We start from the raw sequence: 21,891 nt of genomic DNA on the forward strand, positions 1-21,891 counted from the left end.
AAATGACAAAAGATGCAAAAAACCTGATCGTCGGCCTGGACATCGGCACCTCAAAAATTGTTGCGGTCGTCGCAGAGGTCATGCCGGATGGTCGCCATGAAGTAATCGGCCTTGGTCAGCACGAATCCAAGGGGCTGAAAAAAGGTGTAGTCGTCAACATCGAGGCGACGGTCGAATCAATTCAGCGTGCATTGGAAGAGGCCGAGCTGATGGCGGACTGCAAAATCCGCAATGTCTATACCGGTATTGCAGGTAGTCATATCCGCAGCTTTAATTCCAGCGGCATGGTTGCGATTAAAGATAAAGAAGTCACGGCTGCTGATGTATCGCGCGTGATTGAGACTGCCAAGGCAGTAAATATTCCGACCGATCAGCAACTGCTACATACCTTGCCGCAAGAATTTATTGTGGATAGCCAGGATGATGTGCGCGAGCCTATTGGCATGAGCGGCATTCGTCTCGAAGTCAAAGTACATATCGTCACTGGTGCAGTTTCCGCGGTACAGAATATCGTCAAGTGTGTACGCCGCTGTGGTCTGGAAGTGTCTGATTTGATTTTGCAGCCAATGGCATCGGCCGAGGCAGTGCTGACCCGCGATGAAAAAGAGCTTGGCGTTGTCCTGATTGATATCGGTGGCGGCACGACAGACGTGGCTGTGTTTAGCGAAGGTGCAATCCGTCATACCGCTGTAATCCCAATTGCCGGTGATCAGATCACCAATGATATCGCTATGGCATTGCGTACACCAACATCAGAAGCAGAAGAAATCAAGATTCGTTTTGGTGTTGCCAAACAGGTGCTGGCCGACCCATCTGATTCTTTGGAAGTACCGGGTCTTGGTGATCGTGGTCCGCGCTCGTTATCGCGTCAGGCTTTAGCTGCTGTGATTGAACCGCGGGTCGAAGAATTATTCGCCTTAGTGCATCAGGTAGTGCGTGAATCTGGTTATGAAGATGTGCTGTCCTCCGGCATCGTATTGACGGGTGGTTCCGCGATCATGCCAGGCATGGTAGAAATGGCTGAAGATATCTTTTTAAAGCCGACACGTTTAGGTATGCCGGTGTATTCGGGGCAGTTAGCAGATGTCGTACGCAGCCCGCGTTACGCCACAGTTTTGGGGTTGTTGTTGGAAGCGAAGAAGCAGTATATGCGTGGTCATATTGTTACGCGGCAGGAAGGTTCTGCAAAAGCAGTATGGCAGCGCATGAAAGAGTGGTTTTTGGGGAATTTTTAAGCAGTTTTTTGGTGTATTTTTTCGCATAAATAGTAGTAATCATTTTATAATGTTCTGATCCGCAGTTATTAGTCGCTAGGCGTGACACCGTTGTTGAAAATTTGTATTTCAAACGTGATGCCTATCGACTAAAAACTGCCTACCTAAAGGAGTCATGATGGAGTTCGATATGGTTGATAACGCTACGCAAGGCACCGTAATTAAAGTCGTCGGTGTTGGTGGCGCAGGTGGTAATGCTGTGCAGCACATGATTAACAAAGGTGTGGCAGGAGTTGAATTTATCGCTGCTAATACTGATGCTCAAGCATTGCTGCAATCTAAGGCACACAACGTCATTCAAATCGGTGAAACCGGTTTGGGTGCAGGGATGAAGCCGGAAGTCGGTCGCCAGTTGGCGGAAGAATCCCGTGCTCGCATTCAAGATGCATTACGTGGTTCGCACATGGTATTTATCGCTGCTGGTATGGGCGGTGGTACCGGTACTGGTGCTGCCCCCGTAGTGGCACAGATCGCCAAAGAATTAGGCGCGCTGACGGTTGCTGTGGTTTCCAAACCTTTCTCATACGAAGGTAAAAAATGCATGGACATCGCTGACGAGGGTCTGGAAGCCTTGTCACAGCATGTGGATTCGCTGATTATTATTCTCAATGAAAAATTGGAAGAGATCTACGAAGACGACAGCATGATCGAATGGCTGCAACACGCCGATGACGTGCTCAACAACGCGGTTGCCGGTATTGCGGAAATCATCAATGTTCCAGGTCATATCAACGTTGATTTCAATGACGTGAAAACGATCATGGGCGAACAAGGTAAAGCGATGATGGGTACGGCAACAGCATCCGGTGTTGATCGTGCACGTATTGCGGCAGAGCAGGCAGTTGCTTCGCCGTTGTTGGATGGTATCGATTTGTCCGGTGCTCGGGGTGTCTTGGTCAACGTGACTGCTAGCCGCGGTCTCAAAGGTAAAGAAATCAAAGAAGTCATGGCGGCAGTTCGCGCTTTTGCAGCACCTGATGCTTCTATCGCACAAGGTATCGCTTACGACGATACGATGGGTGATGATATTCGTGTCACAGTGGTGGCAACTGGCTTGGGTCGGGGCAAGAAAAATATCCAGTTGGTACAAACACCAATGCTGCGCACAGGTACTCATAATGAACCAATGATGGCGTCGCCAACGACAGCTTCGGCTGGCATGCATTCAGGTACGACGACTGCTTCCAGTGGTTTTGATGGCTTGAGTAAGCCGGCAGTATGGCGTCGTGAGTCTGCGTCAGATACGGTTCGTGCTTTGGAAAAAAATGGTATGGAAACTTATGACATTCCCGCGTTTTTAAGAAAACAAGCTGATTAAAATCTAGCCATAAAATCTGACAAAACCCATAAAAAACCCGCATTTATGCGGGTTTTTTATGGCTTACTTTTTAAATAATTTTAAATTATTTCTTAAATATCACTCGCCAGACCCAGAATTTGTCTGGATCTAGCGATGTTGCTATTAACCGCCAGTTACAGCCTTGACCGCAGCTGCCGCATCTACAATGCCTGCGCCACAACCTGGGCAGTTTGCTGGTGCAGGGCGAGCTGTTTTAATCAAGATGCTTTTTACTTGTGCCGGAGTTAATCTGGGATTAACTGACAACATTAAAGCCACTACGCCAGCCACATGTGGTGTCGCTTGAGAAGTACCAGAGTACATACCATACGTAGAATCGTTAGTAGCAACGGTTGTACCTGTTGGCAAAGTCGATGTGATCTGATCATTCGCTGTTGTGAAGCCTCCGCCCGGAGCCGCGACGGTTACTGTGCCGCCGTAGTTGGAATAGCTCGCACGACCACCTGCAATCGAAGTCGATGCTACTGTAATTACACCTGGGCAGTTCGCTGGCGATGACAGTTTGGCATCAATACTTGAATTGCCGGCAGCAATTACAATCACCGTGCCAGCTGCGATCGCGCTTTGATATGCGGTTGCGCTAGTACGAGTACAAACACCTGTGCCACCTAGAGAAAGATTCAGGACATTGGCTCTGTTGATGTTATCTGGTATGCCGCTGATATGAAGTCCTGCGGCCCAAGCTACTGCGTCAGCAATATCAGAATCATAGCCACCGCATTTGCCGAGTACGCGCAAAGGCAGCACTTTTGCTTTTGGCGCGACTCCTGTGATGCCAATGCCGTTTGTAGCAGCAGCCACGATACCTGCAACGTGCGTACCATGCCAAGAACTGTTCGATGGACCACACGATGTGTCAGTTGCACTGACCCAGTCACCTAAGTCGATTGCGTCTGGACCACGAACACTTGATGCGCCAGCTGGTAAGGCAATCCGTGCTACTGCAGGGCTACTGATAAAGTTATAACCATATTGGTTTGCCTTGCCGCCTTGTGCTGGAACCAAATTAGGCAGAATATCTGGATGCGGGCGATACCCGGTATCCAGCACAGCCACGACAATGTTTTGCCCCATTGTGATATCCCAAGCTGCTGGCAAATTCAAAGCACCTACTTGGGTCTTGGAATCTTGCATATCCCATTGGTTGGTAGAAAACAAAGGATCCGTCGGTACATAAGCAGGACGACGAATGTAGTCTGGTTCCGCATATTCGATAGTCGAATCGACGCTAGCCAGTTTGGCTGCCAGAGCACGCATTTCAGCTGGTTTTAAAGCGATATCGGAAGCATAAACCCAACCTCCGGTCACAATCTGGCGCTTCAGTACAAACGAGGTACCGAAAGTTTGCGCCACCGACTGTAGTGTGGAAAGGCGTTGTGCCTGTACTTGTGCCAAGGCAGTTAGATTGCCTCCGACACTAGCAGCCGACTCAAGCATATTACTTCTCTCATTGTGATATTTGATAATGATTTGAGAGAGTTTTTGCTCGACTTGCGGCTTAGTGCTATTTGCGCTATTTGGGTCAACTGCAGACGCAAAAGCAGGTGCAAAGACAGATACATTTAGCATCGTGCTCATTACGACTAACAGTAAAGGTTTAACGCTGAACAGTAAAGATTTCATTCTGTATTTTCTCCGATAATTTATCGTTTGGGATGTAGATCGTTGTATGAGTTATTTTCTAGTAATTAACTGGAAAATGGGATTTTTGTCAGAGCTGCCGGAACTGCTCCGCCACCCGCCCATTGATCACCCCAGCTAGTAAAGGTGCCGTCTTTACTGACTGCAAGGAAGGCGCCAAATGGTGTGGCATAAATTGCACGGACATTCACTAGTTTCGCTGTAACTGCGCTACTGTCGCCACCTTTGCTTGGCATGCCCCAAGTCACTACTGTGCCATCAGCTTTGAGTGCAGCGAACGCATATTTGTTCGCCGTGATTGAAACCACGTTCGTCAACTGTGCGGTTACCGCGCTGCTGTCGCCACCAACGCTAGGATCACCCCAACTTACCACGGTACCGTCAGCTTTTAGAGCCGCAAATGCATATTCAGTGGATTGGATTGATTTCACTTTGTTTAGTGAAGCTTGTGCAGTAGTTAAGCTGGCCTGCATACGTGGCAAATCACCCCAACTTACAACGGTACCGTCCGCGCGTAAGGCCGCAAAAGCAGTTTGCGTTGAGTAGACATTAGTGATGTTTGTCAAAATGCCGTTACTGTTTAAAATACGCGTGTCTACCGCCTCGATGTCATTGGCATAACCGAATCCAAATGTGATGCCAGCATTCGTCGTCGCGACGGCAATTGCGCCACCGGCAGTCAGATTTTTTACATTCGTCACTACTTGATCACTGGTTGGTATTGCCCAGCCAAATGAGCCGGTCCAACTAACCACGGTACCGTCTTTACGAAGTGCTACAAAGTCATAATTTGTGCCGACGACTTGGATCACATTGGTAAGTTGCGATTGCACTGAACTTGCATCACCGCCCGTGTCCGCATCACCAAATGCAACGACAGTTCCGTCTGCTTTGATTGCCGCGTAAGCACCTTCAGTGGAGGCGATACTTTTAATGTTTGTCAAAGACGCTACGGTTGCTGCATTGAGTCCGTAATTTGGATCATTGAAAGGTACATCAACGCCAGACAGCACGCCGCGATAAGTACCCCACGCAGTAAAAGAGCCATCTTTTTTTACGCCAAAGAAAGCTACGCGACCGGGAATAATGGAGGCAATGTTTGTCAGTGCGCTTGTAGCGGTGGTCGGAGACACGTAGCTGCTACCCCAAACTTTAACCGTGCCATCAGTTAGCAGTGCAGCAAAGCCGCGATCTGAAGGGAACAACTGTGCAATACCTGTAATCACTGAGGACGATGCATTTTGTCCGCCCCAAACTGGATTGCCCCAAGCGTAGGCTGTACCATTTTGCGTAACAGCAAAAGCTGCAAGTGCGCTGTAGACGGAATTAGCCTGCAGAGTTTGACTTGCAGTCGCCGTAGAGCAGCTTGCAGTCGCTGTGACAGCAGAATTTGGTTGAGTATCTTGTACGCTAGTGCCAGTACCTAAGGCAACGCCAGACGATGCTTGCCAGCTGACTGTTGGTGTTACCGAGCAGTTAGTGCTATTGACTACAGCAGTCAAAGTAGTACCCCGTGCACCGAAAACGTCAATTGAAACCGTCGGCGAAGGCGGTGGTGCTGGTGGCGCAGATGAGTCGCTGCCGCCGCATCCGGCAAGAAGTACCGTAAATCCAATACTCGCTAAGGCCGACGCCATGCTTTTTAATGGAATACCATTTGACTTGATGTATATATTCATTTGCTACCCTGCTCCCAAAACAGTGGATTGATATGTGCACCTATTTTTATTTCAATAACGTTGATATGTTGTCTCATCGCTACTCATACTTATCTTAGCACTGGCTTAATCTAGAAATTTAGCCATCAAATTAAAAGACACTAAAACAAGATTAAATTCACTTTACGAAATATTTTCAATTTAAAAAACGAGCACTTTGTTGTTTTCTACATGATTTTCATGTCTGAGGCATACTTCGTCAGTGTGCATGCATCATTTATTAATAAAAATGTATTGCACCACAATTGTAATAAAGATTATTTTGAGTTAAATGAAAGGAATCATAATGAGCATACAAATTGGCCAGCATTTACCAGCAGGTAGCCTCGCAGAATTTATTGAAGTTGAATCAGAGGGTTGCTCCCTCGGCCCGAATACTTTTAAAGTAGAAGATTTAACCAAAGGCAAAACTATTGCTATCTTCGGTTTGCCAGGTGCTTACACGCCAACTTGCTCCGCTAAACACGTACCGGGTTATGTGCAGCATGCCGCTGAATTTAAGGCTAAAGGCGTTGATGAAATCTGGTGCATCTCGGTCAACGATGCGTTTGTAATGGGCGCATGGGGTCGGGAGCAAAAAGCAGTCGGCACAGTACGTATGATGGCCGATGGCAACGCAGATTTCAGTAAAGCATTGGGCTTGGATGCTGACTTCAGTAAGTTTGGTATGGGCACACGCTCACAGCGTTACTCGATGCTGGTTGTTGATGGCGTAGTTAAGCAATTGAACGTAGAAGAAGGCGGCAAATTTGAAGTTTCAAATGCCGAGACTTTGTTGGGGCAGTTAGCTTGATTTGAGTAGCGACAGGATGAAACAGGATGAGGATACGAGCCGGATCAAGTCTGGATTAGATCCTAGTTCATGATCTGAAGCTTGCTTGAGCATTATCAGAATATGGTACAAAGCTTAGCTTAAATATATAGGAGAGTGCGCATGATGCCCACTCTCTTATTTTTTTATACTCCAGGTAAGTATATTTTATTGTCCATATATTTACTGGTCTATAGGACGTTTATAGGAAAATAATGGGGGGGTATGTGATTTTTCCATAAAATCGATGAATTAAAGTCATTCGCCAAAATGATTTATTAAGGCGATTCACCGCTTACTGCAATTCCGCAATCAACGCCACAATTTCTGCTCCGTAGCGCTCTAATTTTTTCTCGCCAACGCCAGTCACACCTCGTAAATCGTCCATTGATCTAGGATTGGCTTTGGCGATTTCGCGCAGGGTCGAATCATGGAAAATAATGAAGGCCGCTGTGTTGTGCGCCTTGGCAGTTTCTACCCGCCACCAACGCAGTTTCTCGAAGATAGCTTGCTCGCTATTCGAGAGGTTTGACTCGGCGTAATCTTTTGCCGATTGACGTTTATGTTTGACGGCTTTTTCTGCTTTTTTATATTGCCGCAGTTGTACTTTGGTCTCGCCTTTTAAAACAGCGCGTGACTCTTGAGTGAGTTTTAGCGAGCTAAAATTGTCATAATCGACTGAGACCAGACCGAGTGCGATTAATTGTCGCAACAGTGCGCGCCACTCTGCTTCGCTTTTGTCAGAGCCTATACCAAAAGTGGACAGCTGATCATGTCGCCATTGCTTGACGCGATCAGTATCGATGCCGCGCAAAACGTCAATGATATGACCCGCAGCGAAGCGTTGATCGGCACGGTAGATAGTAGAAAGAATTTTTTGTGCTGCCAGGCTGCCATCAAACGAGGTTGGTGGTGACAAGCAGGTGTCGCAGTTGCCGCAGGCTTGCGATTGTTGTCCAAAATAATCGAGGATATGTACGCGCCGGCAATTCAGCGTTTCGCACAAGCCCAGCATGGCATCGAGCTTAACGCCTTGCACACGTTTAAAGGTTTCATTCGCTTCGGATTCATCAATCATGCGACGCTGCTGAACTACGTCTTGCAAACCATAGGCCATCCAGGCATTGGCACTCGTTCCATCACGTCCTGCACGGCCAGTTTCTTGATAATAGCCTTCAATACTTTTGGGTAAATCCAGATGGGCGACAAAGCGCACATCAGGTTTATCGATACCCATGCCAAAGGCGATTGTCGCCGTCATCACTATCCCGTCTTCGCGCAAAAAACGGGACTGATTTTTTGTCCGGTCCGGCAGCGCCATCCCGGCATGATAGGGCAGAGCAGTGATGCCGTTTTCATTCAAAAATTCAGCGGTCTCTTCGACCTTTTTACGCGACAGGCAATACACAATCCCCGCATCGCCATTGTGTTGCGCCTGAATAAAATCGAGTAATTGCTTGCGTCCATTCGCCTTCTCCACAATTTGGTAACGGATGTTAGGACGATCAAAGGACGAGACAAATTGCAGTGCATTTTCTAACTGCAAGCGGTGAATAATTTCATCACGGGTTTGCTGATCGGCGGTCGCGGTCAGGGCGATACGCGGCACCGAGGGAAAGCGTTCATGCAAGATCGACAGCTTGATATATTCCGGCCGGAAATCATGACCCCATTGCGATACGCAATGCGCCTCATCAATCGCAAAAAGAGCCAGTGGCGTTACCGATAATAATTCCAGACAACGCTGTGTCATCAAGCGCTCTGGCGCGATGTACACCATGTCCAACTCGCCGTTACGCATCATTTTTTCGATACGTAAGGCTTCGTCAAAACTTTGCGTCGAATTGAGAAAGGCAGCGCGCACACCGACTTCTTCCAGCGCATCCACTTGATCCTGCATCAGCGCAATCAGTGGCGAGATGACGATGCCGACGCCATGCCGTATCAGCGCCGGAATTTGATAACACAAAGACTTACCGCCGCCAGTTGGCATTAGCACCAGAGCGTCACCGCCCTTGACGACATGTCCGACAATTTGTTCTTGCTGCCCACGAAAAGACGGGTAGCCAAATACGGTTTGTAATAAGTGCAGTGCCGGATCGGCAGTATTGCTAGCTTCTGTCACAACTTAATCAACCCAGGCGATCGCGCCAGTGTAGGCAGTAATTAAAATCATGATGCCAAACGCGATGCGGTACCAGGCAAATGCATTGAAATTATGAGAAGCGATATAACGCAATAACCAGCGTACACAAAAGAAGGCTGAGATAAATGCGGCAACAGTTCCGAGGCTAAATACAGGCACATCGGTCATCGACAATTCATGACGTGCTTTGTAGAGCGAATATACAGTTGCTCCCAGCAAGGTCGGAATCGCTAAGAAGAACGAAAACTCAGTGGCGGCTTTTCTGCTTAAGCCAAATAACATACCGCCAATAATCGTCGCGCCAGAACGGCTGGTGCCGGGGATCAAACCGAAGGATTGAGCGATACCAATTTTGAGCGCATCTAACATCGTCATATCATCCACGGACTGGACACGCGCCACTTTGTCCGCACTGGCGACTGTGTTTGCGTTGCCAGTAGCGGGTTTGTTTTTACGCTCTACCCACAAAATAATCAAGCCACCGATGATGAAGGCGAGTGCGACCGGAACTGGCGCAAATAAATAGGCCTTGATTGTTTTGATGAACAACACGCCGAGTATCGCTGCAGGCAAAAACGCAACCACTAGGTTGAGCGCAAATTTCTGAGATTTTTTATCGCTCGCTAATCCCATCGTCACGCTCGCAATTTTTTGCCGATATTCCCAGCAAACCGCGAAAATTGCACCAGCTTGTATCACGATATCAAATACTTTGGCCGTATCTGATGAAATGCCTTCGGTAAAGTTAATCAGGCTACCCGTCAGTATCAAGTGCCCTGTAGAGGAGATCGGCAGGAATTCCGTCAGTCCCTCAACGATACCCATGATGATGATTTTTACGGCGAAGATAAGATCCATAGTCGGCAGAAAATTGTGAGTGAATGGGATGAAAAAAAGAAGGTAGATGATGCGTCAATGCTGGACAAATATGAGAAAAATCGCATGCTCAATTAGTCGGCACGAAGCTTAACATGGTCGCATGCTACGCGCCCCTCGAATTTGTTACAAAGTACGATAAATTCATATACTCCCCATAAAATTTTTATTAAATGGTGTATTGTCCATATAATATATGGACATATTTAAAATACTATATGGGAGTATTTTAAATATAGCAAAGAATGTTTGTACAGGTCGGGCGCGTTTGAGATTCCGTCAGCGCTATGCAGATATATGCTGGCAGGGTGGTTGTCAGTGAAAAATATAAGGCTTACGCAAAATTGTCCCCGCAAGGCGTGGCGACGAAGATAGCACTTAAGTAGAGCCAGGAGCTACAACTCAGCTGGGGCGGTTTTGCGTGAGTCTTTGAGTAGTACAACTTCGAAGGGTGCCTTCAAAAAGCCCAACGTCGTCCCATTAATCCTGTTTTACAAAAATTGGATATGATCTATTTTGTGTCCGCGTTGCAGCGATGTATTGCATGCACACTTCACATACTTACCTCCACTATTGACCCATCATGCATAAATTAGTCTTATTGATATTCGTACTGGTCAGTCAGTTTGCCTCGGCGCAAACTTCTGGCAACCTGGAGGCCGGTAAGGCCGCCTTTAAAAAATGTGCTTCGTGTCACCAGGTAGGTCCCTCTGCCCGAGGTGGTTTTGGCCCTGAACTGAATGGCATTATCGGCAGACGCGCAGGGGCAACGGGTGATTATCGATATTCACAAGCAATGAAAAATTCAGGCATCGTCTGGTCAGAGAAATCGTTGACCGCATTTTTGAAGGACCCCAGCGATCTTGTACCCGGTACAAAAATGCGTTTTTACGGGATTGGTGATGAGAAGGAAATTACCAATCTACTTACTTACTTGCGTAGCTTCCCAATGGTTAATGCAAAGCCGGTGCAGTGATTCTCTCTAGTTCGCTAAGCCATAGAATCGCTTGTTCCCGGGTTGATCCGCACATCTCTGTGGACGGCTGAAGTCCTGAGCAACAGGAGGGGCGCTCCGGACGCCCAAAAATCTGACATTGATTATTCGCCGTCAATTGTATGCATCTGATGCCAGCCGGTTTGCCATTGGGCATTCCGGGGATAGCACTCGAAATCGAAGGGGCGGTGCAACACGCACCGCAATTGTCACGACAAATCATGTGGGTATTTCATTAGTAAAAGTTATTCAGTAGAGTTTTGACCAGGATACGGCATGACTTGTGTTGCAGGTGCATCGTAGACACTTCTCAGCTCCTATTCAACCCCGATTTTCCATTAGACCGCTACCACTTCGCAGAAACGCAGACGGCATGCGGTCATCAGAGGGATAACACCACCGCGATTTGAGTGGGAGCGCTACAGCGACAATTGCACCTTTGGCGAACTGCCTGGCGTTGTTGCTCCTCCTAGCAAGATGCAGCTTGCGTCGTCGTCGCGTCTAGCCAGTCAGTTCGCCAAAGGCACACTTGTCGCTGTTACTATGGAAAATCTGGGTTTAAATAGTAGCAGACACTTACCATATTGAAAAACCATCAATCCCTCCGGTGATCTTGTCGTTCGCGGCTGTATTTTGTCATTTCAGCCTCCACTTTTGCTGCTTGATCGCATATTGATGGCGAGATACTGATAGAAACCTGACAATCTGCCTCAGTGCGATGCGGCAATGGGAAACAACTCCAGAGCATGCTTTGGTAAGGCTGTAGCGGAAACTGTTTCCTTGACGCTCAGGGTAGAGAAGTTTATATTACTGACTCTTCAGTAAGTTAAATTTCCCCATCATCATGCCCTGTCCGTTCAAGCCCCGCTGGGAGCGTCGTAAGGATGCTCGCCCTCAAGAACTACTTGCTGCTGCACTCGATTTATTTGTCGAGCGCGGATTTGCCGCAACCCGTCTGGATGATGTGGCACGCATTGCTGGTGTCTCCAAAGGGACTTTGTATTTGTATTACAGCAGTAAAGAAGAGCTATTTAAAGCAGTCGTGCGTGATAGCGTCGTCCCTTTAATTGGCGAAGCGGGTGAGTTAATTGATCAATTTACTGGCAGCACTGCCGATTTGTTCCGCCAGTTTATGGGAACCTGGTGGGAGCGCATTGGCAAAACCAAATTATCGGGACTGAGTAAGTTGATGATGGCGGAAGCGGCTAACTTCCCTGATCTGGCACAGTTTTATTACGAAGAAGTGATCGCCCCCAGCGATGCAATGATGATACGTTTGTTGCAAAGAGGTATAGATAGCGGGGAAATGCGGAAAATTGATCCTAGTATTGGCGCCAAGATATTGATCGCGCCTATGATCATGATGATGATGTGGAAGCATTCCTATAGCGTGTGCCAGATTCGGACCGAGGATCTGGAAACCTATCTGGAACATTATATGGACATGGCATTACATGGTTTGTTAGCCAATCCAAATTGACGCGGTTGGTGAGCGTCGATCGCACTGGCACTATGTTAGTCTAAATTAGTTTGAACAAGGCTGCTGCAACAGTGATGTACTTGCAATAAAAACACAATAAAAATTAAATAACACGGGATGACTATGCTACAGCGTCGGGGATTATGGATCATTGTTGTATTTGTATTGCTGGGAGCAGGACTTTTTTTCTTGAAGAAAAAATCGATTGAGAGCCTCCAAAATACAGCACAAAAATCAGTCGCTAGTTTGACAGCGACTACAAGTACACCACAAATATTAGAGTTTTTACCCACAGATATTGTGACGGTCGCTTCCACCGATATTCAAAAAACCTTGACCTTGTCAGGTGCCTTGCGCGCCATGAATCAATCCGCAGTCAAGGCCAAAGTCGCGGCAGAAGTGCGCGAAGTGCTGGTGCGTGAAGGTGAGGCCGTACAGGTCGGTCAGGTCTTAGTCAAAATGGACAGCACAGAATACGATGCCAAGCTAGAGCAGGCACGCGGCGCACTCAAGGCAGCCCAAGGCCAGCTGGATATCGCCAAGCAAACTCGTGATAACAACAAGGCATTGCTGGATAAAAATTTTATTTCAGCCAACGCCTTTGATAATGGCGTAAACCAATATGCGATCGCTGCAGCCAATGTTGACTCTGCCAAAGGTGCTTTATCCGTCGCACAAAAAGCCTTGGCAGATACCATCGTCAAGTCGCCAATTGCTGGCCTGGTGAGTGTCCGCAGTGTACAGCCGGGCGAAAAAGTCTCGCCCGATAATCGCTTACTGGATATTGTCGATTTGCGTGTGTTGGAGATGGAAGCAGCGGTTCCTAGCCAAGATATTGCAAGTATCAAATTAGGCCAGCAAGTGACGCTCAAAGTTGAAGGCATCGCTACGGCGATAGTCGGTAAAGTGACGCGGATTAATCCGGCAGTCCAATCTGGCTCACGTTCTATCATGACCTATATTCAGGTCGCCAATACGGATGGACAAGTTAAAGCGGGCGTCTTTGCGGAAGCGCAATTAGCGCTCGATAAAAAGTCCGACGTGATGACTATCCCGCAAACGGCATTGCAATACGACGGCAATAAAACCTTTGTGTATGCGATTGAAAACAATGTCTTGCAACAAAAAAACGTGACGCTTGGATTGCAAGGCGAGAGTAATGGCACTGCTAGCGTAGAAGTGTTATCTGGTCTGGCAAAAGATGCGCAAATCGTCAAAGCTAATCTCGGCAGTTTGCGTTCCGGCGTTGCAGTGAAAGTGCTGCAAGCGGCCGTTCAGACCAATAGCAAAGGCTAAGCCATGTGGTTTACGCGTATTAGTATTGGCAACCCAGTCTTAGCGACCATGATGATGGTGGCGTTTGTGGTGTTGGGCTTGTTTTCATACAAGCGTTTACGGGTGGATCAGTTCCCTGATATTACTTTTCCTGTGGTCGTCATCCAGACCGATTATCCGGGTGCGTCGCCGGAAACCATCGAGTCGGACATCACCCGCAAAGTAGAAGAATCGGTTAACACCATCAATGGCATCAGCGCTCTGACCTCGCGTTCTTACGAGGGTAGTTCTGTGGTGATTATGGAGTTCGATTTAACCATTGACCCGGCACAAGCCGCACAAGACGTGCGTGAAAAAGTTGCACTGATTAAGTCGGGATTTCGAAAGGAAGTCAAAGAGCCACGGGTGACACGTTATGACCCGTCTGATAAACCTATTTTTTCGGTGTCAGTGACTAACGACGACACGATTAAGAAACGAGATTTCCGTGAGTTGACCACAATCGGCGATCAGATCGTAAAAAAGCGTTTAGAGAATGTACGCGGCGTCGGCTCTGTTACTTTGGTCGGTGGCGTCAAACGTGAGATCAAGATTTATATCAAGCCGAATGAGATGGAAGCCTTGGGCCTGGGTGTCGATCAAGTTATCAATGCAGTAAAAAATGAAAACCAGGAATTACCAACAGGTGCAATACGTTCCTTAGATAATGAGAAGGTAGTACAGATACAAGGACGTATCAAAAATCCTGCCGATTTTGGTCGGATTATCGTCAGCAAGCGCGGTGGGCAACCGGTCTTTTTGTCGCAAGTAGCTACCATTATTGACGGACAAGAAGAGCAAGAAAGTCTGGCGCTTTACAACGGCCAACGCACTCTGGCGCTGGATATTTTAAAAGCCCAGGGACAAAACACCATAGAAGTTGCCGATGGTTTGGCTGAGGCATTAAAGAATCTGACGCCGCAGCTCAAAGCCTTATATCCCGGTGTCAAAGTACAAGTCATTAAAGATGGTTCTCGCCAGATACGTGTCGGTGTAGAAAACGTGCGTAGAACCCTGATCGAGGGTGCTGCACTGACTATTCTGATTGTTTTCCTCTTCTTGAATTCATGGCGCTCAACGGTGATTACAGGCTTAACTTTGCCAGTCGCTTTGATCGGTACTTTCTTATTCATGGATATGTTTGGTTTCACCATCAATATGATTACGCTGATGGCATTATCGCTTTGCGTTGGCTTGTTGATTGATGACGCGATTGTCGTACGTGAGAATATCGTGCGCCATGCCGGCATGAAGGTGAATGGTAAGTATAAAGATCACCATACTGCCGCTTTAGAAGGCACTGCTGAAATTGGTTTGGCGGTGCTGGCAACGACATTCTCTATCGTCGCGGTATTTTTGCCGGTAGGTTTCATGGGCGGCATTATTGGCCGGTTTTTCCATCAGTTTGGTATCACGGTGACGGCGGCGGTATTGATCTCGATGTTCGTCTCTTTCACCCTAGATCCTATGTTGTCGTCGATCTGGCCAGATCCTGATGTCCATGCCAATGCTGAAGATAAAGCTAGCAAGGGGCGCAAAGGGTTTTACGCCAATACCATCGGTCGTGTGTTAGAGCAATTTGAGCGCGGTGTACAGTGGTTTTCTGCGGCATATCAGAACATGCTCAGGTGGTCGCTCAAGCATCGCATCATGACTTTGCTCATTGCCGCTTTGACTTTTATTGGTGGCTTATTAATTCCTATTGGTGGCCTGATAGGATCAGAGTTTATTCCGCAAGCAGATTACTCAGAAACGGGCATCACCTTTTATACTCCAGTTGGTTCTTCCTTAGAACTGACCGAGACCAAGGTGCATCAAGTTGAGTCGGTGTTGAAAGAATTTCCAGAAGTCTTGGATACCTATAGCACCGTCAATACTGGTTCCGCCCAAGGTAAAAGTTATGTGACGACATACATCCGTCTAGTCCCGCGTAAAGATCGCATTAGAAGCACATCGCAGATGTCGATTCCATTGCGTAATCGCTTAACGCAGATCGCGGGCATTACCGTCACGCATATCGGCGCACTGGACGGCGTGGGTGGTGACAACAAACAACTCCGGTTTAGCTTGCTTGGTACCGATCTCAAGCAATTAGCCATCATGTCAGAAGACGTGCAGCGCCGCCTTCGCGCCATTCCGGGATTGGTTGATCTGGACTCCAGCTTGAAGGCTGAAAAGCCGACGATTTCAATTCAGCCTAAACGTGATATTGGCGCTGATCTGGGTGTTGGCGTGGCACAAATTGGGAATGCCTTGCGACCTTTATTAGCGGGTGAAGCCGCAACCACCTGGCGCGCACCAGATAATGAAAATTATGATGTATCAGTGCGTTTGTCGCCTAGCGATAGAAACAACCAAGACGATTTATCACGCTTGATGTTGGCAAGTTCTCAAACCAATGCCGATGGTTCCCCCAAGATGGTGCCTTTGCGTCAGGTCGCTGATATCCAGGCATCGACTGGCGCCAATCAGATTAATCGCCGGGATTTAAATCGTGAGGTTGAGCTGTCAGCCAACGTCGTCGGGCGCTCTGCCGGAGAAGTTAGCGCCGAGGTCAAGAAGATTTTAGACAGCATGCAATGGCAGCCAGGTTATCGCTATCAGATGGGCGGAGCGTCTAAAAATATGGCGGAATCCTTTGGCTATGCCGTATCTGCACTGGCTTTGGCAGTGATTTTTATTTACATGATTTTGGCATCGCAGTTTGCCAGCTTCTTGCAGCCGATTGCGATTATGACTGCTTTGCCAATGACACTGATTGGTGTTTTCCTGGCACTGATGTTTTTCCGGTCGACCTTGAATATGTTTTCCATTATCGGCTTCATCATGTTGATGGGTCTGGTGACCAAGAATGCGATTTTGCTGGTGGATTTTGCCAATCAGGCACGGAGGGACGGGATGAACCGGATTGATGCCTTGTTAGAGGCCGCTCATGTCAGGTTGCGCCCTATTTTGATGACCACCCTGGCAATGGTATTTGGCATGGTGCCGCTGGCATTTGCCTTGACCGAGGGTTCAGAGCAAAGAGCACCTATGGGGCAGGCAGTGATTGGCGGCATTATCACCTCGTCCTTATTGACGTTAGTGGTTGTGCCGGTGATGTACACCTATCTGGACGATTTAGGTGAATGGTTTAAAAAGAAATGGCTATCTTGAACAAATTATCTTTACTCAGAATTGAAGCAGTAGCGGTACAGCAGGTGTAGTGAGTGTAGTGAGTGTAGTGAGTGTAGTGAGTGTAGTGATTGAAGGATTCTTCTATGTGGCAGCGCGCTTTGATAAAATGCGGGTTCCCCATCATTAATGCGACAGAGTGAACAATATGAATATCGAACAAGCCCGTTTTAACATGATAGAACAGCAAATCCGTCCATGGAATGTACTGGATCTGGATGTTTTAAATTTATTGATCATTTGTAAGCGTGAAAACTTTTTCCCGGAAAGCCAAAAAAGCCTGGCATTTTTTGATACCGAGTTACCGCTTGCGGACGGCACTTTTGCCCTGAGCCCAAAACTCGAAGCACGTATTTTGCAAGAACTGTTTGTTAAAAAACAGGAGTCAGTTTTGGTGATCGGTACAGGCACTGGATATTTGCCCGCTTTGCTGGCGCATCAGGCACACCATGTCACCACGACTGAAACCAATCCAGCGCTGGCAGAAACTGCCAAACATAATCTGCGTGAGAACGATGTTCCTAATGTCACCGTGATTGTTGGCAACGGCTTAATCGCTAATAACAATACTTATGATGTGATCGTTGTCAGTGGTTCGCTAGAAATTGTGCCTCCGCATTTGCAACAGCAATTGAATGTCGGTGGTCGTTTGTTTGTGATCGCAGGTCAGGCTCCTGCGATGTCGGCGCAACTTATTTTGCGTGAATCAGCAACAGAATTTAAGACCACGACTTTGTTTGAAACAGTCGTACCGGCGTTGCCGCAATCTGTGCCTGCATCCAAGTTTAAATTTTAAAAAATAGGAATTGGCTCATGCAACATATGACAGCGCCTGAATTGGCCATCTGGTTAGCGGATCAAACAAAAACACCGCCTTTACTGCTCGATGTACGGGAACCATGGGAGTACGAAACTTGTCATATTCCCGGTGCGGTATTGATGCCGATGCAGAGTATTCCGGTTAGACATCAGGAGCTTGATTCAGACCTTAGTATTGTTTGTATTTGCCATCATGGTGCTCGTAGTATGCAAGTCGCACATTTTTTAGAGCAGCATGATTTTACGAATGTGATCAATCTGACCGGCGGTGTGCATGCCTGGGCACAGCAGGTGGATAACGCAATGCCGGTGTATTGATTTTAATTAATTCGTTTCGATTAATTTCGGTTTGATGAATTTCGACTTAATTTACTACAGCTTGTGGAGCAAAGTTTTTAACTGACGTCTGTACTACTGATTTTTATCATTTACTTTACTACCTACCTATCTACTTATTTACTCTTTCGGAGTGTTACATGCGTAATCCCATCATTGCCACACTGATCGCCGGTGTTTTTCTGACTCTCGATGCCAGTGCCGCTGATTTGCTGCAAATCTACAAAGATGCATTGGCGAACGATGCGCAATACAGCAGTGCGCGCGCTTCGCAAGTGGCTGGCTTAGAAAAAGTAGTGCAGGGACGCGCAGGCTTGTTGCCCAGCGTGGCTTTGAGCGGTAGTGATGTTCGTACCACGGCAGAAATTCAGCCCGACGCGCCGTTTACGAGTAAGGGTACGGGTTACACCAATACCTATAGCTTAGCTTTATCCCAGCCCTTATTTCGTTGGGCAAACTGGCAGCAATATGAGCAAGGTAAATTATTGGTCGTAGCCAGCGATGCGCAATTTGCACAAGCGCAGCAAGATTTAATTGTCAGAGTTGGTCAAGCTTATTTTGATGTGCTGACATCGCAAGACGCTCTGGAAACTTTGCAAGCTCAAAAGGCGGCGATCTCTGAACAGTTGGCTTCAGCCAAGCGCAATTTTGAAGTCGGTACCTCCACCATTACCGACACGCATGAGGCGCAGGCACGTTACGATTTGACGGTAGCGCAAGAGTTTGCTGGTATCAGTGATCTGCAAATCAAACGCGCAGCCTTGCAACAAATTATTGGTAAAGAAGCCGGAGATCTGGCGATACTCAAACGTGGTATTCAAATTAGCTCGCCACAACCGGCGCAGATTGGCGACTGGGTGAGTTCCGCTGAGAAGCAAAATTATGGTGTAGTCGCATCACAAGTTTCGTTAGAGATCGCACGCCGTGATATCTCCAGAAACCGCGCCGGTCATTATCCTACGCTAGATCTGGTTGCCAGTTCCGGTCGTAATTCTAATGGCGGCAATAGTTCACTTAACGGTAACGGTGTTGTTAAATCGAATTCGATCGGTGTGCAATGGAATATTCCACTGTTCTCTGGTTTTGCAGTCGACAGCCGGGTACGTGAATCCATCGCATTAGAAGATAAAGCCAGAAGCGATTTGGACTTCACTCGCCGCACAGCGGCACAGAATGCCCGCCAAGCATTCCTGGGTGTCACTAGCGGTCTGGCGCAAGTAAAAGCGTATGAGGCAGCTGAGATTTCTTCGCAGTCGGCATTGGATTCCAACAAGCTAGGTTATCAGGTTGGTGTACGTATCAATATCGACGTTTTGAATGCGCAGCAGCAGTTGTATACCACACGTCAAAATTTGGCGAAAGCGCGTTACGACACGATCATGAACGGCCTGCGTCTTAAATCGGCTGCCGGTACTTTAAAAGAAGCTGATCTGATCGAGGTTAACGATTTGCTTTTACATTAATTTTTAGCCGGATCGTTTGTGCAGCAGATTGACTGCACTTTATTTCGCTTCTTAAAAATTGGGTTTGCTAATTGCAATGATCCGGTTTTAAGAAGCGATTTTTTTGCTATGTTGGACTTATGATGTTGATGTTCCAGGCTTGATAGAGTGGATCGTGTTAGTGGTGCTGCCGTATTCCTAATCGACCGTACCAGGTGGTCCAAACAATATTTTTATTCGCATAAGCCAAGTCTTTGCCGACCACAGATCTCTGACTAATTTACTCCACTCATATAGTGCAATTTTTATTGGATTGTAGCTATACAATCTTTCAGTTAAGCCGTAGCGTATTTGTATGCCAGCTTGCTCTTGTCTGAAGGTGCAAAACAGGCGATCAAAAATAACCAGGACGCCGCCGTAGTTGCAATCCAGGTATTCAGGATTCGATGCATGATGCACGCTGTGGTGGGCTGGTGTATTCAGTACCCACTCCAACGGCCCCAACGTTGGTATCCACGCTGCATGTATCCAAAACTGATAAAGCAGATTAATCGCCACTACTGCTAATACCGTTGTCGGTGCAAATCCCAACCAGACTAATGGCGTAAAAAATAAACTGGTGCCTGTCAGCTTACCGGTCCAGCCCAAGCGCATAGCCGCAGCCAGATTCAATTCATTCGGCGAATGATGTACCGAGTGTGTCGCCCAAAACCAACGCACTGTATGCGACGTACGGTGGTACCAATAGTAAAAAAACTCTTGTCCGATGAATAGTAAAAAAAATGCAAAAGGCGTAGAAAGTTCTATCGTATTGATCCGATGTGTATAGGCAAAAAACAGTATTGGTGCTGCGATAGAAATACCCGATGCATCAATCAATTGGCGGATGATCATATCCGCCGCAGTCGCCGCATAGGCGCGCCAATCATAGGATTTTTTACTATAAAACGTTAGCACTATTCCCTCGATAGTGGCCGCCAGAAGAATAATTAATAGCAAGCCAAAAATCCAGGGCAAGGTCTTTGCGCTGATCAGTTGTGTCGTCAATTCGTTACGCATCATGTGGCTCACCGCCTTGGCATTGATGACTTAAAAAATAAGTAAAAATTATTTGTCTGTGATTGAGGATTTGCATTCTTCATTAAATTCGCTGCGATGTTCTTTAGCGCATTGTTTGATTTTTTTAGGATCAGATTCTTTACCGCAAAGCTCTTTGATTTGTTCGCCACAGGATGACACTATTTTCATTTTTTCTTGGCAGCCCGCAGATAATTCACTTTGATGTTCCTTCAGACATCCGGCTAAACGGCCACCGCCAGGTTTGATCGATGGGCAGAACTTAGAGAAATCTGCGCGGCAGGCTTTTTGTACTGAGCCAGCATCTTCTGCCCGACTATGTGCTGCACCGAGTATAAAAAGACTGGCTGTCAACATCTTCATCAAGGTGGATATAGAGACGCGTTGAGTTTGCATGATGAGGCTCCGTTGGTTGATGATTTATTGTGTATGGGTCTTGAAACCGCTGCGATGGTTATTCGATTTAGATATTAAAAATATCTGATTTAGTGACGGCTACCAAAAGTCTTTGTCCCCTTAGCGGAAGACACTGTCGTTGCTCCGTTTTGTGTACTGGTATTCACTGTTTTGCCGTTCACCGTAGTGGTGTTATTGCCAGCGTAACCGGTGCTACTGTTATAGCTGGAGCTACCGCTACTGGTGCCACTATAACTTGTGCCGTTTGCCGTCGTTCCGGAGCCATTCGCGCTATAGGTAGCGCTTTGCTGCCCGTTAGTCTGGATATTTGCCTGTCCGCTGGCTGTGCCGCCTCGTGCGCCATTGGCGGTGACTTGCCCGGCGGCCGATACACCGCCTTGACGGTTCGGCAGCACTACGCCGCTGGCGCTGGCGGTACTGCCATGGCGTCCGGTAAATTCTGCTGCTGATGCGCTTGTGCCGATAGTCAGGCCAGTAATCAGTAGGCAAGTGCCGGTTAATACAACTGTAAAGCTAGAAATCCGAGCTGTTTTCATGATTGACTCCGGTGGTTAAGTTTGTTAACTGAGCCCAGTTAGTGAAGGCCTGTTAATAAATAAAAAAACAAATAAAAAAACAAATAAAAGAAGTGAAATAAGCAGACTTTATTCTAGGAGCAAGGCAGGTTTCTGTGTTTGACATCCGATGTCAAAATATGTCAGCGGTGACACAAATCAAACTCATAGGAGGATAAGTCGCTATGCCAGGTAGTGGCAGGGTATGCTTAGGTGCTGCTTAGGTGCTGCTCAGCTGCTGCTTAGGTGGTGTTCAGGCGTTGATCGGGAAAATTTTATCTGTCACCCTTATCAATTTTTTGTAGGACGCTTGTATGGTGCTATATTTATACTCCAGGCAAGTATATTTAATCTGTCCATTGATTAATTGGGCAATAAGCCATTTTTCATAGAAATAATGGGGAGTATATTAATATTGGCCTTACAAAATTACTTAAAAAGCAATCCTGAGCCTGCTG

The 21,891-nt window shown here is 47.2% G+C and carries 18 protein-coding genes; 10 read left to right on the forward strand and 8 right to left on the reverse strand.

The features are described from left to right. Positions 1-2 precede the first annotated feature (2 nt). Complete coding sequence (gene ftsA, locus RGU72_RS19060) at positions 3-1,235, forward strand: cell division protein FtsA (protein ID WP_322121244.1); 1,233 nt, start codon at positions 3-5, stop codon at positions 1,233-1,235. Positions 1,236-1,392: 157 nt separating this feature from the next. After that, the gene (ftsZ, locus tag RGU72_RS19065; RefSeq protein ID WP_322121245.1) at positions 1,393-2,592 is read left to right on the forward strand and encodes a cell division protein FtsZ; all 1,200 of its coding nucleotides are present in this window, start codon (positions 1,393-1,395) and stop codon (positions 2,590-2,592) included. 144 nt (positions 2,593-2,736) lie between these two features. Here ftsZ and RGU72_RS19070 read toward each other — a convergent pair whose 3' ends face one another. Together RGU72_RS19070 and RGU72_RS19075 are read right to left on the reverse strand one after the other, a co-directional pair. Continuing rightward, the gene (locus RGU72_RS19070; RefSeq protein ID WP_322121246.1) at positions 2,737-4,257 is read right to left on the reverse strand and encodes a S8 family peptidase; all 1,521 of its coding nucleotides are present in this window, start codon (positions 4,255-4,257) and stop codon (positions 2,737-2,739) included. Between the two features lie 65 nt (positions 4,258-4,322). Further along, positions 4,323-5,954, reverse strand: a complete 1,632-nt coding sequence (locus RGU72_RS19075) for a hypothetical protein (RefSeq protein ID WP_322121247.1) — start codon at positions 5,952-5,954, stop codon at positions 4,323-4,325. 325 nt (positions 5,955-6,279) lie between these two features. Between RGU72_RS19075 and RGU72_RS19080 the strand changes: the two genes are divergently transcribed. After that, positions 6,280-6,786, forward strand: a complete 507-nt coding sequence (locus RGU72_RS19080; protein WP_322121248.1) for a peroxiredoxin — start codon at positions 6,280-6,282, stop codon at positions 6,784-6,786. Between the two features lie 313 nt (positions 6,787-7,099). Here RGU72_RS19080 and recQ read toward each other — a convergent pair whose 3' ends face one another. Both recQ and RGU72_RS19090 read right to left on the reverse strand, forming a co-directional pair. Further along, positions 7,100-8,929, reverse strand: coding sequence for a DNA helicase RecQ (recQ, locus tag RGU72_RS19085; protein WP_322121249.1), 1,830 nt, complete (start codon positions 8,927-8,929; stop codon positions 7,100-7,102). Between the two features lie 3 nt (positions 8,930-8,932). Next, complete coding sequence (locus RGU72_RS19090; protein WP_322121250.1) at positions 8,933-9,808, reverse strand: undecaprenyl-diphosphate phosphatase; 876 nt, start codon at positions 9,806-9,808, stop codon at positions 8,933-8,935. A gap of 601 nt (positions 9,809-10,409) precedes the next feature. On the opposite strand from RGU72_RS19090, the gene RGU72_RS19095 reads away from it, so the two are divergent. Beyond that, positions 10,410-10,802, forward strand: coding sequence for a cytochrome c family protein (locus RGU72_RS19095; protein ID WP_322121251.1), 393 nt, complete (start codon positions 10,410-10,412; stop codon positions 10,800-10,802). Here RGU72_RS19095 and RGU72_RS19100 read toward each other — a convergent pair. After that, entirely contained in the window at positions 10,780-10,998 is a 219-nt protein-coding gene (locus tag RGU72_RS19100) for a YkgJ family cysteine cluster protein (protein WP_322121693.1), read from the reverse strand. The two genes, RGU72_RS19095 and RGU72_RS19100, sit on opposite strands and share 23 nt — an antisense overlap. A 666-nt stretch (positions 10,999-11,664) precedes the next feature. On the opposite strand from RGU72_RS19100, the gene RGU72_RS19105 reads away from it, so the two are divergent. The 6 genes from RGU72_RS19105 to RGU72_RS19130 all read left to right on the forward strand — a co-directional run bounded on the left by RGU72_RS19105 (position 11,665) and on the right by RGU72_RS19130 (position 19,406). Next, the gene (locus RGU72_RS19105; protein ID WP_322121252.1) at positions 11,665-12,300 is read left to right on the forward strand and encodes a TetR/AcrR family transcriptional regulator; all 636 of its coding nucleotides are present in this window, start codon (positions 11,665-11,667) and stop codon (positions 12,298-12,300) included. A gap of 123 nt (positions 12,301-12,423) precedes the next feature. Then, a complete protein-coding gene (locus RGU72_RS19110; RefSeq protein WP_322121253.1) occupies positions 12,424-13,596 on the forward strand; it encodes an efflux RND transporter periplasmic adaptor subunit in 1,173 nt (390 codons plus the stop codon). Between the two features lie 3 nt (positions 13,597-13,599). Beyond that, complete coding sequence (locus RGU72_RS19115) at positions 13,600-16,770, forward strand: efflux RND transporter permease subunit (protein ID WP_322121254.1); 3,171 nt, start codon at positions 13,600-13,602, stop codon at positions 16,768-16,770. A 166-nt stretch (positions 16,771-16,936) separates the two neighbouring features. Further along, entirely contained in the window at positions 16,937-17,584 is a 648-nt protein-coding gene (locus tag RGU72_RS19120) for a protein-L-isoaspartate O-methyltransferase (protein ID WP_322121255.1), read from the forward strand. A 17-nt stretch (positions 17,585-17,601) separates the two neighbouring features. Further along, positions 17,602-17,925, forward strand: a complete 324-nt coding sequence (locus RGU72_RS19125; protein ID WP_322121256.1) for a rhodanese-like domain-containing protein — start codon at positions 17,602-17,604, stop codon at positions 17,923-17,925. A gap of 158 nt (positions 17,926-18,083) precedes the next feature. After that, positions 18,084-19,406, forward strand: a complete 1,323-nt coding sequence (locus RGU72_RS19130) for a TolC family outer membrane protein (RefSeq protein WP_322121257.1) — start codon at positions 18,084-18,086, stop codon at positions 19,404-19,406. 177 nt (positions 19,407-19,583) lie between these two features. On the opposite strand, the gene RGU72_RS19135 is transcribed toward RGU72_RS19130, so the two are convergent. The 3 genes from RGU72_RS19135 to RGU72_RS19145 form a co-directional block, all read right to left on the reverse strand. Then, the gene (locus RGU72_RS19135) at positions 19,584-20,444 is read right to left on the reverse strand and encodes a sterol desaturase family protein (RefSeq protein ID WP_322121258.1); all 861 of its coding nucleotides are present in this window, start codon (positions 20,442-20,444) and stop codon (positions 19,584-19,586) included. A gap of 48 nt (positions 20,445-20,492) precedes the next feature. Continuing rightward, positions 20,493-20,858, reverse strand: coding sequence for a cysteine rich repeat-containing protein (locus tag RGU72_RS19140; protein ID WP_322121259.1), 366 nt, complete (start codon positions 20,856-20,858; stop codon positions 20,493-20,495). 89 nt (positions 20,859-20,947) lie between these two features. Further along, complete coding sequence (locus RGU72_RS19145; RefSeq protein ID WP_322121260.1) at positions 20,948-21,415, reverse strand: hypothetical protein; 468 nt, start codon at positions 21,413-21,415, stop codon at positions 20,948-20,950. Positions 21,416-21,891 lie beyond the last annotated feature (476 nt).

The sequence above is a fragment of the Undibacterium sp. 5I1 genome (assembly GCF_034314085.1).
Taxonomy (GTDB): Bacteria; Pseudomonadota; Gammaproteobacteria; order Burkholderiales; family Burkholderiaceae_D; genus Undibacterium.

Bases quoted from the DNA above. Each gene is read 5' to 3' on its own strand.
- RGU72_RS19110 (WP_322121253.1), top strand. From the start codon at position 12,424: ATGCTACAGCGTCGGGGATTATGGATCATTGTTGTATTTGTATTGCTG.
- RGU72_RS19095 (WP_322121251.1), top strand. From the start codon at position 10,410: ATGCATAAATTAGTCTTATTGATATTCGTACTGGTCAGTCAGTTTGCC.
- RGU72_RS19075 (WP_322121247.1), bottom strand. From the start codon at position 5,954: ATGAATATATACATCAAGTCAAATGGTATTCCATTAAAAAGCATGGCG.
- RGU72_RS19130 (WP_322121257.1), top strand. From the start codon at position 18,084: ATGCGTAATCCCATCATTGCCACACTGATCGCCGGTGTTTTTCTGACT.
- ftsZ (WP_322121245.1), top strand. From the start codon at position 1,393: ATGGAGTTCGATATGGTTGATAACGCTACGCAAGGCACCGTAATTAAA.
- ftsA (WP_322121244.1), top strand. From the start codon at position 3: ATGACAAAAGATGCAAAAAACCTGATCGTCGGCCTGGACATCGGCACC.
- RGU72_RS19135 (WP_322121258.1), bottom strand. From the start codon at position 20,444: ATGCGTAACGAATTGACGACACAACTGATCAGCGCAAAGACCTTGCCC.
- RGU72_RS19125 (WP_322121256.1), top strand. From the start codon at position 17,602: ATGCAACATATGACAGCGCCTGAATTGGCCATCTGGTTAGCGGATCAA.
- RGU72_RS19115 (WP_322121254.1), top strand. From the start codon at position 13,600: ATGTGGTTTACGCGTATTAGTATTGGCAACCCAGTCTTAGCGACCATG.
- RGU72_RS19145 (WP_322121260.1), bottom strand. From the start codon at position 21,415: ATGAAAACAGCTCGGATTTCTAGCTTTACAGTTGTATTAACCGGCACT.
- RGU72_RS19140 (WP_322121259.1), bottom strand. From the start codon at position 20,858: ATGCAAACTCAACGCGTCTCTATATCCACCTTGATGAAGATGTTGACA.
- RGU72_RS19090 (WP_322121250.1), bottom strand. From the start codon at position 9,808: ATGGATCTTATCTTCGCCGTAAAAATCATCATCATGGGTATCGTTGAG.
- RGU72_RS19120 (WP_322121255.1), top strand. From the start codon at position 16,937: ATGAATATCGAACAAGCCCGTTTTAACATGATAGAACAGCAAATCCGT.
- RGU72_RS19080 (WP_322121248.1), top strand. From the start codon at position 6,280: ATGAGCATACAAATTGGCCAGCATTTACCAGCAGGTAGCCTCGCAGAA.
- RGU72_RS19070 (WP_322121246.1), bottom strand. From the start codon at position 4,257: ATGAAATCTTTACTGTTCAGCGTTAAACCTTTACTGTTAGTCGTAATG.
- RGU72_RS19105 (WP_322121252.1), top strand. From the start codon at position 11,665: ATGCCCTGTCCGTTCAAGCCCCGCTGGGAGCGTCGTAAGGATGCTCGC.